Origin of the sequence: Sphingomonas kaistensis (genome assembly GCF_011927725.1) — a bacterium.
Taxonomy (GTDB): domain Bacteria; phylum Pseudomonadota; class Alphaproteobacteria; order Sphingomonadales; family Sphingomonadaceae; genus Sphingomicrobium; species Sphingomicrobium kaistense.
In genome coordinates this window covers 2,058,235-2,073,606 of the sequence record NZ_JAATJC010000001.1, presented here as the reverse complement: position 1 = coordinate 2,073,606, position 15,372 = coordinate 2,058,235, and the positions used below count along the sequence as shown (strand labels likewise).

Genomic DNA, 15,372 nt, shown 5'->3' with positions numbered 1-15,372 from the left:
GACAGGATAAGTCACTTGCCCGACCATCAAGACATCGTCTCCGGCCTCGTTCCCATCGTCATCGAACAGTCGAACCGGGGCGAGCGCAGCTTCGACATCTATTCGCGGCTGCTGCGCGAGCGAATCGTCTTCATCACCGGCCCGATCGAGGATCACATGTCCTCGCTGATCGTGGCCCAGCTGCTCTTCCTCGAGTCCGAGAACCCGAAGAAGGACATCTTCATGTACATCAACTCGCCGGGCGGCGTCGTCACCAGCGGCCTCGCGATCCACGACACGATGCAATACATCCGCCCCCGCGTCGGCACCGTCTGCATCGGCCAGGCCGCCTCGATGGGCAGCTTCCTGCTTGCCGCCGGTGAGCCGGGGATGCGCGTCGCGCTGACCAACAGCCGGATCATGGTCCACCAGCCGTCGGGCGGCGCACAGGGCATGGCGTCGGACATCGAGATCCAGGCGCGTGAAATCCTGCGCATGCGCACCCGCCTCAACAGCCTTTATGCCAAATATACCGGCAAGGAGCTCGAGGCGATCGAGAAGGCGATGGACCGCGACAGCTTCCTCGAAGCCGACGAAGCCAGGGCGTTCGGCCTGATCGACGCCGTGTTCGACAAGCGTCCCGACGCGGCCGACATGGAGCAGCTCGGCATGGGTTCGGGCGGCGCGCCGGAATAAGCCGAGGCACTTATCGGAAATGAAAAGGGCGGCTCGTGGGCCGCCCTTTTTGTTTGCCTAGAAGGCGCTGAGGCCGGTGATCGCCCGGCCGAGGATCAGCGCATGGACGTCGTGCGTGCCTTCATAGGTGTTGACCGTTTCCAGGTTCAGCGCATGGCGGATGACCTGATATTCGGCGCTGATCCCGTTGCCGCCGTGCATGTCGCGGGCGATCCGGGCGATGTCGAGCGCCTTGCCGACATTGTTGCGCTTGATGAGGCTGATCGTCTCGGGAATGAGCTCGCCGTCCTCCAGCCGCCGCCCGACCCGCAGCGCAGCCTGAAGGCCAAGCGTGATCTCGGTCACCATGTTGGCGAGCTTGAGCTGCACCAGCTGGGTTGCCGCCAGCGGCCGCCCGAACTGGTGGCGGTCGAGCGTGTACTGCCGCGCGGCGTGGAAGCAGGCCTCGGCCGCACCCATCGCACCCCAGCCGATCCCGTAACGCGCACGATTGAGGCAGCCGAACGGGCCCTTCAGCCCCTCGACGTTGGGAAGCAGCGCGTCTTCGCCGACTTCCACCCCGTCCATCACGATCTCGCCGGTGATCGACGCGCGGAGCGAAAGCTTCTGCTTGACCGCGGGCGCAGTGAGCCCCGCCATGCCCTTTTCCAGCACGAAGCCGCGGATCTTGCCGCCATGCGCTTCGGACTTGGCCCACACGACGAAGACGTCGGCGATGGGGCTGTTGGTGATCCACATCTTGGCGCCCGACAGCGAATAGCCGGTGGCGGTCTTCTTGGCGGTGGTACGCATGCCGCCCGGGTCCGATCCGGCATCCGGCTCGGTCAGGCCGAAGCAGCCGACCAGTTCGCCCGACGCCAGTCCGGGCAGATACTTGTGGCGCTGTTCCTCGGACCCGTAGGCAAAGATCGGGTACATGACGAGCGAGCTTTGGACGCTCATCGCCGAGCGATAGCCCGAGTCCACCCGCTCCACCGCGCGGCTGATCAGCCCGTAGCTGACGTAGCCGAGCCCGGCGCCGCCGTAGGCCTGCGGGATGGTCGCGCCGAGCAGGCCGAGCTGGCCCATCTCGCGCAGGATCTCGCGGTCGAACTTCTCGTCGAGATAGGCTTCCGTGACCCGCGGCTGCAGTTTCTCCTGCGCATAGCCCTCGGCGGTGTCGCGGACGAGGCGCTCGTCCTCGGTCAGCTGCTCGTCGAGGCCGAACGGATCGGACCAGTCAAAAGGCTTGAGCCTGGGCTCGTGGGCGAGGGCGGGATCAGGGGTCTTGAGCATGGCCGCGCCTTAGCCGAGCTGGCTCTCGGCTTCCACCCCGCCGTTTGCCCGCGGTCGCCCGCGGTAGAGCGACGTCAGCAATATTCCCATGGTAAGCAGGGAGGTCAGCCGCCCGACCACGATGGCCGCACCGGCCCCGACCAGGCCATGGCTAGCGGCAAGGAACGGCAGGCTCCCGACGAACACCAGCGCGCCGATGATATTGGCGACCAGCGGACCGGCGGGCCGGCCGAGGCTGTAGAACATCGCCGGCATCGGGAAGGCGAGGGTTGCGATCACCGGAAGCATCAGCAGCACCGTCAACAGGGGAGCGGCCGGGGTGAATTCGGGGCCGAACAGCAAGGTTATCAACCGCGCGCCGAAGACACCGATCACGACCCATGCCAACACCGCCACCACCGTCCCGAGCGCCATCGTCCGCAGCATCAGCCGCCAGGGGTGGGCGGAGGCGGGGTCGTGCCGCATCAGTTCGGGGTGGACCGCCTTGGCCATCAAGTCGATCGGGCTCTGCACCGCGTCGATCAGGCTGCTGGCGACCCGGTAGAGGCCGGTCGCGGCGGGGCTCAGCAGGCCGCCGACCAGCAGCCGCGCAACCGGTCCCCAGGCACTGTTGACCGACGCGGTGAGGTTGACCGTGAAGGCGAACCGCCAGCCGCCCTCGAGGCCTTGTGCCCGGATGCTCGGCCGAAGCCCCTTGAGGAGCCCGCGACGCCGCAGCTCACGGATCGCGGCGCTCCACAGGTAAAGGTCGCCGAGCAGGTCGGTCGCCGCCCAGATCACCAGATAAACGATCAGATCCTGCTTCGTGACGTAGGCGGCGGTCACCAGCGCAAGCCGGACATAAGCGTCGATCGGTGACTGCCAGGCGATCAGATCGAACCGGTCGAGCGCGCGCAGCACGCCGTTGGCTGCGCCCGAGGCCATGGTCGGAATCAGCAGGCAGTAGAGGAGGGCGGGGGTGCGCAGCTCGTCCGGAATGCCGAACCATCCCGCCAGCAACGGCAGCAGCGCCATCGCCAGCAGCATTCCGCCGATCCCGGTCAGCAGGTCGAGACCGAGAGCGAAGGACACCGCCCGGCGGAACGGCTCGGGATCGCCTTCTTCCAGCGGGCGGCTGCCGTAGCGGACGATCACCTGCCACGACTGGAAATGCGTGAGGCTGCTCGCCGCCATCGCATAGCTGTGCACCAGCAGCAGGAACCCGACCCCTGTCGGGCCGAGATCCCGCGCCGCAAGGGCGAGGACGGCAAGGCTGGCGATCGCCGCGGCGCCTTTCGACACGCCCAGCAGCGAGGTGTTGCGCAGGATCGAGCGCATCGAGCTGTCGTCGAACCAGCGCCTCATCGCGGCTCCCCGAAGCTCGCGAGGATCGCCGCCGCCGAGCGGTCCGCCGAACCCTTCAGGCTACCGAACGTCTCGGCGACCGCTGCCCGCTGCGCTTCGACGAAACGATCGGGGTCGCCCAGGGCCGTTCTGATCCCGGGGACCACGTCGGCGGGTGCGACCACCTCGCCAAGCCGCCAGAAGGCGTAATCGGGATCGCCGCTCCAGCGCACCCCATGGGCATTGATGAACAGGCAGGGGCGGGGCTTCAGAAGCAGAAATTCATAAACCTGGCTCGAGACGTCACCGAGGTAGAGATCGGCCACCGCAACATGGCTCATGTCGATCATTCGCGGCGAGCCGGTGTCGACCAAGACCCGCCCGGGCACTGCCAACGACCGCCAGCGGTCCAGATCCTCCTCCGACGCATTCTCGAAGGCGCGGATATGCGGTGCGACGATCACATTGACGTCACACCCCGCCGTGATCGCACGGACGATCGCCGGAGCCTGCGCCAGGGACGACAGCTCCGCCCGGAAATGCGGATTGTAGAGGACGGTCGGACGATCGTTATCGAACGGACGGGTCGCCGCGCGCGCCTGGTCCGCCAGATATTCGGCCTTGGGGTAACCGACCTGGCGGACGCGGTCCGGGCTGACACCATTGTCCACCATCCGCCGCGCCGACTTCGGACCGGCGACCAACACCCGGTCGAACCGGCGAAAGCGCGGCTCGAACGAGATCGCGCGGTCGCCCGCCCCGTGCGGCTGGCAGAAGAACAGCGGCCGGGTCACGCCCATCCGGCGAAGCGCGATCGTGGTGCATTCCGCGCTCACCAGCGCGTCGAATCTTCGCAGCAATCCCCGGCTTCGCCACAGCATCGGCAGCTTGGCGAGGCTCGGCCGGCCAAACCGGTCCAGCAGGCCAATACGCTTCAGTCGCCGCACATCGACCCTTGCGTCCGGAAAGTCCGCAAGCAATCCGCGCACCTCCGCTTCCACAGCAGCGTCGGCGCAAAAGGCGCTGACCTCCACATCCTCGTGCCGCGACAGCGCAGCGGCAACCGGCAGGGTATGGGCGACATGGTGGACGCCGCCCACATACAGGAAGGCGATGCGCCGGGTTTTGCTCATGCCTTGAGCAAGGGGCGAAGGCCGGCCGCCGAAGGCCAGCCCTTGATCGGAAGCAGCGGCAGGGCCGCGTCCTTGCCCAGCGCCAGCAGCCCGCTCGGGTGGCGGGCGACGAGCCGGGCCAGCCGCCCGATCCGGCTTGGATTCTTCATCACCCGGCGAAGAGCAGCCTTCATCACGATAAGGTCGAACACCGTGTTCAGCGCCGACTCCTCGTAGCAATGGTTGCGGCGGTTCGCGGCGAAGATCCGTTCGAACCAGCATTCCGACCAGTCGATCAGCTCGTCGCTGATCTGATTGCCGAACGACCCGCCAAGAATGACGTGCTTGCGCAGTTCCGCCTCGTCATGCGCCATCCCCAGCCGCGCCAGCTTGCGCGCGCTGATGATCATCTGGCGATCGATGATCCGCTCGACATTGCTGCGGATGGTCTGCCCGGCATGGATCCGCCGCGCGATCAGGAACCGCGGCAGATTCTCGGCGCAATAATCGTCGGTGAAGCGAGCAAACATGTCGACGTCTTCGCACACCGGGAAGGCCGGGTCGTAGGGCACTGCCTTGATCGCCTCGGCTCGGCCGAAGATGCTGCTCTGCTGGAACGCGGAGCGGAACAGCAGCAGGGCCCGGATCTCCTCATGGGATCGGAACGGCACCCGGCCGGCCTTCATCAGGGTCCCGTCGGCGCGGATCTTGCGGGCCGCGCTGCCGATCATGTCGATGCGCGGATGCCGCTCGAGATAGTCGTACTGCACCCGCAAGCGGACAGGATGACACAGGTCGTCACTGTCGAGCCAGGCGATATACCTGCCGGTCGCCTCCTCCAGCGCGCGGTTGCGGGCCAGCGGAATGCCTTGGTTGGGAGCGGTCCTGACCAGCCGCAGCCGTGCATCCTTGAAGCTCGCCACGACCTCCGCGGTGCCGTCGGTCGAGCCGTCGTCGACCACCACCAGCTCGTAATCGCGCAATGTCTGCCTCAGGACGCTGCGCACCGCCGCGCCGATCGTGTGAGCGCGGTTATGGACGATGATCAGCACGGAAACGGCAGGCGCACCCATTGCCGCCATCTGGCCGAACCCCTGCCGGAGGGCAAGCGCAAGGGAAGGGGCGAACTGGCGGATGGGGTGGGATTCGAACCCACGGTGAGCTTCCACCCACGGCGGTTTTCAAGACCGCTGCCTTAAACCACTCGGCCACCCATCCACGTACCAACCCGGGTTTGGTCGCGTTCAGCTTGCGCCGCCTAGACCGTTGGGACGGCTTGGCGCAAGGCGGTCTGAACGGCATCGGACGATGCGCGTTGGTGTCGCATGCATGGGGAGGACAAGGGCAACGTGGCGTTTCGGTGGAGCAGTTCGCTTGTCTGTCTGGCCGCGCTGGCGCTGACGCCGGCAAGTGCCATGCAGGAGCGCGATCCGCTTGCCCCGCTGCCGACGGCCCCGCCGCAAGCCGCCCCGGTGCCGGTCGCTCCTCGACCTGAGCCGATGCTGCGGCCAGTCTCGACCGCGCCTGTGGTCCGCTCATCCGGCTTCGAGACCTATAAGTCGCGGCTGACCGTTGCAGCGCGCGCCGCCGGCGTGCGCGAGGCCACCATCGCCGCGGTCATCCCCTACCTGCAGCAAAATGCCCGGGTCATCGCCCTCGACCGGGCCCAGCCGGGTGGGCCGCCTAACAGCAGCGTGATTCCGCCCTTCGCGCCCTATCGCGCGCAGCACGTCACCACCGATCTCATCACCCGCGGTGCTGCGCGCTTCCGCTCCTACGCCCCGCAACTCGCCTGGCTCGAACAGCGCTTCGGGGTCGAGCCGCAGGTGGTAATGGCGATCTTCGGCCATGAAACCAGCTACGGCCGGATCACTGGCAATTTCGACCTTCTGGAGGTGCTTGCGACGCTCGCCTACGAAGGCCGCCGCCGCGCCTTCTTCGAGGAAGAGTTCATCGCCGCCCTGCGCCTGGTCGATCGCGGCACCCCGCGCTCGCGGCTGAAGGGCAGCTGGGCCGGGGCCACCGGTTTTCCGCAGTTCATGCCGTCCAATGTGCTGCGCCTCGCCACCGACGGTGACGGGGACGGCAGCGCCAACATCTGGAACAGCGAGATGGACGGCCTCGCCTCCATCGCCGCCTATCTCCAGGATGCCGGCTGGAAGCCCGGGATTCACTGGGGTGTGCCGGTCACCGTTCCTGCATCCCTCAACCGCGCCTCGCTGCAGTCCAGCCTCGTGCCGCCGCGCTGCACGCAGGTGTTCCGCCGCCACAGCCGCTGGCTGACCGTTCGCGAATGGCGTCAGCTCGGCGTCCAGCCGACCGGGCGGAGCCTCCCCGACGGCGAAATGGCGACCCTGATCGAGCCCGACGGGCAGGGGGCGACCGCTTATCTCCTGACCGGCAACTATCGCGCCATCCTCGACTATAATTGCTCCAACTTTTACGCCCTGTCGGTCGGCCTTCTCGCCGATCGGATCGCGGCGGGGCGATAAGGCCTTCAAGCCTCCATCCGGGGCCGCTACGACGGGCGCCATGAATCGCACCCGCACCCTTGCCGCCCTGTTCCTCGCCACCGCCGCCAGTGCCGCCTTTGCCGCCGCGCCGCCGTTCGACACCCCGGCGCGCGTCGCTTATCTCGTCGACCTGTCGTCGGGCGCCGAGCTCCTCGCCAAGGACGCCGACAAACCGATGCCGCCGGCGTCCATGGCCAAGATGATGACCAGCGAGGTGGCGTTCGAGCTGATCAAGTCGGGCCAACTGCCCCTCTCCAAGATGTGCACCGTTCGCCCCGAAACCTGGAAGCAGTGGCACAGCGCCGGCTCGACCATGTTCCTGTCGGTGAACGAGCAGGTCAGCGTCGAGAACCTCCTGCATGGGGTGGTTACCCTGTCCGGCAATGACGCCAGCGTGGTCCTCGCCGAGTGCATTGCCGGGACGGAACAAGCGTTCGCCAACCAGATGAATGCGCTCGCCAAGCGGCTGGGCATGAAGAACAGCCGCTTCTGCAATGCCACCGGCTGGCCAGACGAGGGCTGCACGAGCACCACTGCCCGCGACCTCGCGATCCTGGCCCGGGCCTCGATCGAGCGGCATCCCAAGCTCTACAAGCAATTCTACGGCCAGCCGAAGTTCACCTGGGGCAAGACCCTGGGCTCGGGCAGCGACATCACCCAGGCCAACCGCAACCCGATCCTCGGCGTGGTGCCCGGCGCCGACGGGCTCAAGACCGGCCACACCGAAGAAGCGGGTTACGGCTTCACCGGCTCGGCCGAACAGAACGGTCGCCGCCTAGTCATGGTGCTGGCCGGCCTCGACAGCTTCAATGGCCGGATCAGCGAATCGAACCGGCTGATGAGCTGGGGCTTCGGCGCCTGGCAATCGCGCCCTCTGGTCGCCGCCAACACCCCGGTCGGCTCGGCCAAGGTCCAGCTCGGTGATGCCGCCGAAGTCCCGCTGGTCGCGCCGCGTGCCATTGCCGTCACTTATCCCGCCGGCACCGTCGGCGGTGAGCCCAAGCTGCGGATCGCCTACAATGGACCGCTCAAGGCCCCGATCGCCAAGGGTGCAGAGGTCGCGCAGCTGATCGTCACCACCCCCGACGGCACCGTGCAGCGCATGCCGCTGGTCGCTGCCGAAGCGGTCGATGAAGCAGGCTTCTTCGGTCGCCTCTGGCTTGGCCTGAAGCAGCTCGTCGGCCTCGCCTGACGCGGTGGCCAAGGGCCGGTTCATCACGCTCGAAGGCGGGGAGGGGGTCGGCAAGACCACCCAGCTCCACGCCCTCGCCGACGCGCTTCGGGGCCGCGGCCTCGAGGTCGTCACCACCCGTGAGCCCGGCGGCAGCGAAGGCGCGGAAGCGATCCGCCGGCTTCTCCTCGAAGGCGGTGAGGAGCGGTGGAGCGCGCCCGCCGAGGCGCTGCTGTTCGCCGCCGCCCGCACCGATCACCTCGACAAGCTGATCCGCCCAGCCCTGCTCGCGGGAAAATGGGTGATTTCCGACCGCTTCCTCGACAGTTCGCTTGCCTACCAGGGCGGCGCCGGCGGGCTCGGAATCGCCGAGGTGCGGGCCATCAACGCCTTCGGGATCGGCGACACCTTCCCCGACCGCACCCTGCTCCTGCTCCACCCCGAAGGCGCGGAACGCGCACTGGCCCGCGACGGCGACCAGTCCGACCGCATCGGTGGGCGCCCCGGCAGCTACCACCTAGCCGTGGAGGCCTCGTTCCGGGCGATTGCCGAGGCCGAACCCCGCCGGGTGCATCTGGTCGATGCAGCCGGCTCGCCGCAGGAAGTCACCGCACGTCTGCTCGCGGCGCTCGAGGACCTGCTGTGAGCATTCTCGGGCAGGACCGCGCAGTCGCTTCCTTTCGCGCCGCGATGGACAGCGGCAGCCTGCACCATGCCTGGTTGCTGGCCGGCCCCCGTGGCGTGGGGAAGGGGAGCTTCGCCCGTGCCGCCGCCCGCCGGATCCTGGCCCGGGCCGGCGGCCCGCCGGTCGACCTGCCCGGCCTCGACACCCCGCCCGACCACCGGATGGTCCGGCTGATCGACGCCGGCAGCCACCCCGACTTCCGCCTGATCAAGCGTGAAGCGCACGAGACCGGCCCCAAGAAGGGCGAATTGCGTCGCGGCATCAGCATCGACCAGGTTCGCAAGCTGCAGGAGCTGTTCGCCGTCGCGCCCAGCCTTGGCGACTGGCGGGTCGCGATCATCGATTGCATGGACGAGCTCGAGCCGCAGGCAGCGCAGGCGCTTCTCAAGACACTTGAAGAACCACCGGCCAAGAGCCTGTTCCTGCTGGTTTCCCACTCGCCGGGCCGTTTGCTCCCCACGATCCGCTCGCGCTGCCGTCGGCTCGATTTCGCTTCTCTCGATGCGGTGTCCATGGATGCCATCCTCCGGGAGGAGCGGCCCGCTCTCTCGGCTGACGAGCGCGCCCGCCTGATCCCGCTGGCCGGCGGTTCGGCGGGGCGTGCGATCGATTATGCCGAACTGGATCTCGGGCCGATTGCCGAGGAAGCGTTCGCCATCCTCCGCCAGGGCGATCCCGACAACATGCGTCGCTCACGGCTGGCGTCCAGTCTTGCGCTGAAGGCCGCCGCGCCGCGCTATGCCGCTTTCCTAGACATGGTCCCGCCCATGCTCGCCGCCGAGGCCCGTGCGTCCGAGGGGCCGCGCCGGCTGCGCGCAGCCGAGGCCTATGAGAAGGCGCGCGAGACCGCCACCCTGGCGCCGCGCCTGTCACTCGACGCCGCCTCGACGGTGTTTGCGCTCGGCACCATCATGGCCGGTGTCGCCCAAGGCTAGGCCGCGCTCTTCCGCTCGGGGCCGCGCGCCCCTAAAGCGCTCCCGACATGTCCGAACCATTCTACATCACCACCGCCATCGCTTATCCCAATGGCCGCCCGCATATCGGCCACGCCTATGAGGCGATCGCCGCCGATGTCATCGCCCGCTTCATGCGCGGGCAGGGCCGCGACGTGCGCCTTGTCACCGGCACCGACGAGCATGGCCTGAAGATGGTCCAGACCGCCCGCGGCCAGGATCGCGAGACACTCGAATTCGCGGACGAAATGTCCGGACATTTCCGTGCGATGTGCGACGGGCTTGCAATCAGCTATGATGCGTTCGTCCGCACCACCGAGAAGCGCCACCACGCCGCCAGCATCGCGCTGTGGAAGGCGATGGAGGCCAATGGCGACCTTTACCTCGACCGCTACGAAGGTTGGTATTCGGTCCGTGACGAAGCTTATTACGACGAAAAGGAACTGATCCCAGGGGAGGGCGGCGACAAGCTCTCGCCGCAGGGCACGCCGGTCGAGTGGACGGTGGAGGAAAGCTGGTTCTTCAAGCTTTCCGCCTACGCCGACCGCCTGCTCGCGCATTACGAGGCCAATCCGGACTTCATCCGTCCCGAGAGTCGCCGCAACGAGATCGTTCGCTTCGTCGAAGGCGGGCTCAAGGATCTCAGCGTCAGCCGCACCAGCTTCGACTGGGGGGTGCCGGTACCGGGCTCGCCCGGCCACGTCATGTATGTCTGGGTCGACGCGCTCACCACCTACATGACCGGGGTCGGCTTTCCCGACGACCGCGCTGAATACGACCGCTTCTGGCCCGCGGACCTCCACCTAATCGGCAAGGACATCGTCCGTTTCCACGCAGTCTACTGGCCGGCATTTCTGATGAGTGCCAAGCTTCCCTTGCCCAAGTCGCTGTTCGGGCACGGTTTCCTCCTCGCCCGCGGTGAGAAGATGTCGAAGAGCCTCGGCAACGTGGTGGACCCCATGGTGCTGGCCGAAACCTATGGCGTCGACAGCCTGCGCTATTTCCTGATGCGCGAAGTCAGCTTCGGGCAGGACGGCAGCTATTCGGACGAGGCGATCGTCACCCGCTGCAATGCCGAACTTGCCAACAGCTTCGGCAACCTCGCGCAGCGCACCTTCTCGATGATCGTGAAGAACCTCGACGGCGCGGTGCCGCCCGCCGGCGATGCGGTCGAGGATGCCGCCCTTCTGGCCAAGGTCGCCGAAGCCGAGGACGGCGCCAAGGCGCGTTTCGCCGATTACGATTTTTCCGCCGGGCTCGAGGCGTGGATGGCGGCCGTATTCGCCGCCAATGCCTATGTCGACGCGCAGGCACCGTGGGCGCTGCGCAAGACCGACCCGGCGCGCATGGCCGAGGTGCTGGGCACGCTGGCGGCGGTGGTCGAGCGGCTCGGCGCCATTGTCGCGCCGGTGGTCCCCGGTTCGATCGCCCGGCTCGACGCCTATCTGGCGGAGGGAAGGGCCGCTGGCCGCCTGTCGCAGCCCAGCCCAATCTTCCCAAGGCTGGAACTGGTGGCGTCCGACGGAGAGGCAGCGTGACGCTGATCGACAGCCATTGCCACCTGAATTACCCCGGCCTCGTCGAGCGCGAGGAGGAGGTGCTGGCCAGCGCCCGTGGGCGCGGCGTTTCGGGCTTCCTGAACATCTCGACCCGCCAGCGCGAATGGACCGAGGTTGTCGCCGCGACCGAGCGGCACGCTGACGTCTGGGCCTCGATCGGCGTCCATCCGCACGAGGCCGACGCCCATCCCGACCTCGGCACCGCCGCGCTGGTCGAGGCTGCGACGCATCCGCGGGTCGTCGCCATTGGCGAATGCGGGCTCGATTATTATTACGATAAGTCCGACCGCGACAGCCAGAAGGCCCGCTTTCGCGCCCAGATCGACGCGGCGCGGCAGGCCGATCTGCCGCTCATCATCCATACCCGCGACGCTGAGGAGGATACTGCAGCGATCCTTTCCGAGGAGGCTGCGAGGGGAGGGGTGAGGGGGGTGCTTCACTGCTTCACCGGAACCCAGTGGCTGGCCGATCGGGGGCTGGAGATCGGCTTTTACGTTTCGCTATCCGGCATCGTGACCTTCAAGAATGCCAAGGACTTGCAGGCTGTCGCGAAGACCATTCCCGAAGACCGCCTGCTGGTCGAGACCGACTCTCCGTTCCTGGCCCCCGTGCCCCATCGCGGCAAGCCGTGCGAGCCGGCGTTCGTCGCCGACACCGCCGCCTTCGTGGCCGGGCTGCGCGAGGTTTCGCCCGAGGAGCTCGGCGCGAGCACCACCGCCAACTTCTTCCGCTTGTTCAACAAGGCGGCGCCTGCTCGGTGAAACTCCGCATTCTCGGATCGGGCACTAGCTCGGGTGTTCCCCGGATCGGCAACGACTGGGGCAGCGCCGATCCCGCCGAGCCGAAGAATCGCCGCCTGCGGGCCTCGGCGCTGGCGACCCTTGGCGAAACCCGGATCCTGATTGACGCCGGCCCCGACCTTCGTGAACAGCTCAATGCCGCCGGAATGGGGGAGGTCGAGCGGGTGATCATCACCCACGATCACGCCGATCACATCCACGGTCTCGACGATCTTCGTCAGGTCGCCCACAACCGCGGCGACCAGGTCCCGGTCCACGGCCGCGCCGACCTGATCGAGCGTCTGCACGACCGCTTCCGCTATCTGTTCAACGGCAACGCACTCTATCCGGCGGTCTGCCGGACCTACATCATTGACGGGGAGTGGGACGTCGAGGGCGTGCGCGTGCGCTTCGTCGACCAGCCGCATGGCCGGATCACCAGTCTCGGCCTGCGCTTCGATGAGGGCGCGAAGAGTCTCGTCTACGCCATCGACTATGTCGAGCTGACCGACGCCATGGCGTCACTTTATGAGGGCGCCGACATCTGGGTGTCTGACTGCCTGCGCCGCCGTCCGCACCCGACCCACGCCCACCTCGACGCGGTGCTCGGTTGGGCGCGCGACCTCAAGGTGGGGCATCTTGTGCTGTCGCACCTCGACAACAGCATGGACCATGCCCAACTAGTGTCTGAACTGCCCGACTGGGTCGAACCGGCCTTCGACGGGCTCGAATTGGAGCTCTGATTTCAACGCGATGGACGACGGCCAGCTACCCAACGCACTGATCCTGCTGGTCATGCTGGTATTCATCGCAACCAGCCTGATCGGACGCGGCCTCAGCGCAGGCAAGGCGGCACGCATGGGCTTCGCCTGGCTCGGCATTTTCGCGGTCGCCTTCTCACTTTTCGCCTTCCGCGGTGAGTTCGGAACGCTGGGCGCACGGCTGAAAAGCGAGGCGCTTGGCGAAGCGCCGGCGGAGGTCAGCGGTGGCGCCTTGCGTATCGCCAAGCGCGACGACGGCCACTTCTGGGTCGATGGCAAGGTCAACGGGCGCGAGGCGCGCTTCCTGGTCGACAGTGGCGCCACCACCACCACCATCTCAGCCGATCTCGCCGCCGCCGCGGGTCTCAAGCCCGGCATGCGCGGCAATGTCGTCAGCACCGCCAACGGCACCGTGTTCATGCCGCGGGTGACGGCAGGCCTGATCGAACTTGGTCCGATCCGCCGCGTCGACAAGTCGGTTAACATCAACCCCAATGATGGCGTCAACGTGCTCGGCATGGATTTCCTGTCCAGCCTCGACAGCTGGGGCGTTCAGGGTAACACCCTGGTCCTGCAGCCCTGAATGGTCACCAACGACATCCAGCTGGGCGGGCTCTACCTGCTGATGGCGGTGATGCTGGTCGCGGGCGCTCTGATCGGGCGGCGTGCACCGCTCGCCAAGGGCATTACCTCGGTCCTCGCGTTCCTGGTGATCTTCGGCGCGGGCTTCATCGTGTTCAGCTTCCGTGACGACCTCAATTACGTCGCGCAGCGGCTGGAGGCGGAGGCGACCGGGAAGCCCGTCCAACTCGCCGGCGACGTCATCCGTGTGCCGTTGGCGGTAGACGGCCACTTCTGGATCCAGGCGGAGGTGAATGGTGTGCCGGTCGATTTCCTGGTCGACAGCGGCGCGACGATGACAACCGTCGGCCGGAAGACCGCGATGCTCGCCGGGCTACCGGTCGGTGGCCAGCGCAATCAATTGGTCCGTACCGGCAACGGCCTGATCCGCGTAGCAAGCGCGAGGGCAGACGCAGTCACGGTCGGCGACATCCAGCGGCGCAACGTCCGCATGTTCATCGCCGACGGAGACGAGCTCAACGTGTTGGGAATGAACTACCTCACGAGCCTGACTCGCTGGAGCGTGGAGGGGCGCTGGCTGGTGCTGGAAGGCTAAGCTTCTGACCCACTCGCGCTTTACATAATACATATTATCATACTTGTCGTTGGATGGGTTAACTCAACGATCAAAGCCATTGGCCCCAAGACCGATTGCGTCTGTTCCGTCTTGCCCTCAAGAACCCCTCATGACCGAGCGAACTTCCGCACAGCCCGACGCTTCCGCTGCCCTTGCGCGCCTCATGAGCGTGATGGCGCGACTGCGGGACCCCGATAAGGGCTGCGAATGGGACACGGTCCAGACGTTCGCGACCATCGCGCCTTATACGATCGAGGAAGCCTATGAGGTCGCCGATGCGATCGCCCGCGGTGACCTCCACGACCTCAAGGATGAACTCGGCGATCTTGCTTTGCAGATCGTCTTTCACGCGCAGATCGCGGCCGAAGCCGGTCACTTCACTTTGCACGAGGTGCTCGACGGCATCAGCGACAAGATGGAGCGCCGCCATCCGCATATCTTTGGTGATGATGCCGAGGGGGGGCATCATCGGTGGGAAGAGATCAAAGCCTCCGAGCGTGCGGCCCGCGCCGACGATCCCAGCGTGCTGGCCGGCGTTGCGCTTGCACTTCCGGCGCTCGAGCGCGCGGCCAAGTTGCAGAAACGGGCCGCGCGCACGGGCTTCGATTGGCCCGACGTCTCAGGTCCGCGCAACAAGATCCTGGAAGAACTGGAAGAAGTCGCCACGGCGGCGAGCGACGAAGAACGCGAGGAGGAAATCGGCGACCTGCTGTTCGCGGTGGTCAACTTGGCGCGGTTCCTCAAGATCAATCCCGAGGAAGCGCTCCGCAAGGGCAATGCCAAGTTCGAACGTCGTTTCCGCGCCATCGAAACTACTCCAGGCTTCACAGACATGACCCTTGAGGAACAGGAGCAGCTCTGGGCCGCGCAGAAGCAGCGCTGACATGCGGGTCGCGCTTTTCGAGCCCGAGATTGCCGGCAACGTCGGCGCCGTCCTCCGTTTGGGCGCTTGCCTGGGCGTCGCGGTCGACCTGATCGAGCCGATGGGTTTCGCCTGGGACGACCGCCGGGTCCGGCGAACGGCCATGGATTATATCGACCATGTCGAGTTCGTCCGTCATCGCGACTTCGCGGCTTTCCGGGCGGCCAATCCCGCCGGACGGCTCGTTCTGTTTTCCAGCAAGGCGACGATCTCGCCTTATCACCAGGCCTTCAAGCCCGATGATATCCTGTTGTTCGGCAAGGAAAGTGCAGGTGTCCCCGACCATGTTGCCGCGCAATGCGAGGTACAATTGCGAATCCCGATGCGACCAGAGGTTCGTTCGCTCAATCTCGCGACATCCGCCGCGCTGGCGGTCGGCGAAGCGCTGCGGCAGACGGGCAGCCTTCCGCTGGCCTGAAGAAATCCAAATTCAGCGGCCCCGCCGC

At 66.7% G+C, this 15,372-nt stretch carries 16 protein-coding genes and 1 tRNA gene; 12 read left to right on the top strand and 5 right to left on the bottom strand.

Features of this window, described 5'->3' with window-relative positions:
- Positions 1-6: 6 nt before the first annotated feature.
- On the top strand, positions 7-675 hold the full coding sequence (locus GGQ97_RS10155; RefSeq protein ID WP_342448553.1) for an ATP-dependent Clp protease proteolytic subunit: 669 nt from the start codon (positions 7-9) through the stop codon (positions 673-675).
- Positions 676-732: 57 nt separating this feature from the next.
- Here the strand turns inward: GGQ97_RS10155 and GGQ97_RS10150 are convergent, their stop codons facing one another.
- The 5 genes from GGQ97_RS10150 to GGQ97_RS10130 all read right to left on the bottom strand — a co-directional run bounded on the left by GGQ97_RS10150 (position 733) and on the right by GGQ97_RS10130 (position 5,603).
- Positions 733-1,950, bottom strand: coding sequence for an acyl-CoA dehydrogenase (locus GGQ97_RS10150; protein ID WP_168069264.1), 1,218 nt, complete (start codon positions 1,948-1,950; stop codon positions 733-735).
- A gap of 9 nt (positions 1,951-1,959) precedes the next feature.
- A complete protein-coding gene (locus GGQ97_RS10145; protein WP_168069262.1) occupies positions 1,960-3,294 on the bottom strand; it encodes a lipopolysaccharide biosynthesis protein in 1,335 nt (444 codons plus the stop codon).
- Positions 3,291-4,406: a hypothetical protein gene (locus GGQ97_RS10140; RefSeq protein ID WP_168069260.1), complete on the bottom strand. Its 1,116-nt coding sequence runs from the start codon at positions 4,404-4,406 to the stop codon at positions 3,291-3,293. The genes GGQ97_RS10145 and GGQ97_RS10140 overlap by 4 nt, the downstream gene beginning before the upstream one ends.
- Positions 4,403-5,554 (bottom strand): glycosyltransferase, encoded by a 1,152-nt coding sequence (locus tag GGQ97_RS10135; RefSeq protein ID WP_168069258.1) that lies wholly within the window; start codon positions 5,552-5,554, stop codon positions 4,403-4,405. Before GGQ97_RS10135 ends, GGQ97_RS10140 begins: the two co-directional genes overlap by 4 nt.
- A tRNA-Ser gene (locus GGQ97_RS10130) sits at positions 5,514-5,603 on the bottom strand. The genes GGQ97_RS10135 and GGQ97_RS10130 overlap by 41 nt, the downstream gene beginning before the upstream one ends.
- 281 nt (positions 5,604-5,884) lie before the next feature.
- Here GGQ97_RS10130 and GGQ97_RS10125 point away from each other — a divergent pair.
- The 11 genes from GGQ97_RS10125 (at position 5,885) to GGQ97_RS10080 (ending at position 15,344) form a co-directional block, all read left to right on the top strand.
- Complete coding sequence (locus tag GGQ97_RS10125; RefSeq protein ID WP_245198167.1) at positions 5,885-6,877, top strand: lytic murein transglycosylase; 993 nt, start codon at positions 5,885-5,887, stop codon at positions 6,875-6,877.
- Positions 6,878-6,917: 40 nt separating this feature from the next.
- Positions 6,918-8,090 carry a D-alanyl-D-alanine carboxypeptidase family protein gene (locus tag GGQ97_RS10120; RefSeq protein WP_168069256.1) on the top strand — a complete coding sequence of 391 codons (1,173 nt, stop codon included), beginning with the start codon at positions 6,918-6,920 and terminating at the stop codon, positions 8,088-8,090.
- Positions 8,091-8,094: 4 nt separating this feature from the next.
- Positions 8,095-8,715: a dTMP kinase gene (gene tmk, locus GGQ97_RS14395; protein WP_342448513.1), complete on the top strand. Its 621-nt coding sequence runs from the start codon at positions 8,095-8,097 to the stop codon at positions 8,713-8,715.
- A complete protein-coding gene (locus GGQ97_RS10115; protein ID WP_342448512.1) occupies positions 8,712-9,689 on the top strand; it encodes a DNA polymerase III subunit delta' in 978 nt (325 codons plus the stop codon). The genes tmk and GGQ97_RS10115 overlap by 4 nt, the downstream gene beginning before the upstream one ends.
- A 47-nt stretch (positions 9,690-9,736) precedes the next feature.
- Positions 9,737-11,245, top strand: a complete 1,509-nt coding sequence (gene metG / locus GGQ97_RS10110) for a methionine--tRNA ligase (RefSeq protein WP_168069253.1) — start codon at positions 9,737-9,739, stop codon at positions 11,243-11,245.
- Positions 11,242-12,027 carry a TatD family hydrolase gene (locus tag GGQ97_RS10105; RefSeq protein ID WP_168069251.1) on the top strand — a complete coding sequence of 262 codons (786 nt, stop codon included), beginning with the start codon at positions 11,242-11,244 and terminating at the stop codon, positions 12,025-12,027. Before metG ends, GGQ97_RS10105 begins: the two co-directional genes overlap by 4 nt.
- Positions 12,024-12,788, top strand: a complete 765-nt coding sequence (locus GGQ97_RS10100) for an MBL fold metallo-hydrolase (protein ID WP_168069250.1) — start codon at positions 12,024-12,026, stop codon at positions 12,786-12,788. The genes GGQ97_RS10105 and GGQ97_RS10100 overlap by 4 nt, the downstream gene beginning before the upstream one ends.
- 10 nt (positions 12,789-12,798) lie before the next feature.
- Positions 12,799-13,389, top strand: a complete 591-nt coding sequence (locus tag GGQ97_RS10095; protein WP_168069249.1) for a retropepsin-like aspartic protease family protein — start codon at positions 12,799-12,801, stop codon at positions 13,387-13,389.
- Positions 13,390-13,983, top strand: a complete 594-nt coding sequence (locus tag GGQ97_RS10090; RefSeq protein WP_168069247.1) for a retropepsin-like aspartic protease family protein — start codon at positions 13,390-13,392, stop codon at positions 13,981-13,983. It begins immediately after the preceding gene.
- A 130-nt stretch (positions 13,984-14,113) separates the two neighbouring features.
- The gene (mazG, locus tag GGQ97_RS10085) at positions 14,114-14,887 is read left to right on the top strand and encodes a nucleoside triphosphate pyrophosphohydrolase (RefSeq protein ID WP_168069245.1); all 774 of its coding nucleotides are present in this window, start codon (positions 14,114-14,116) and stop codon (positions 14,885-14,887) included.
- 1 nt (position 14,888) lies between these two features.
- Positions 14,889-15,344 (top strand): tRNA (cytidine(34)-2'-O)-methyltransferase, encoded by a 456-nt coding sequence (locus GGQ97_RS10080; protein ID WP_168069243.1) that lies wholly within the window; start codon positions 14,889-14,891, stop codon positions 15,342-15,344.
- Positions 15,345-15,372 lie beyond the last annotated feature (28 nt).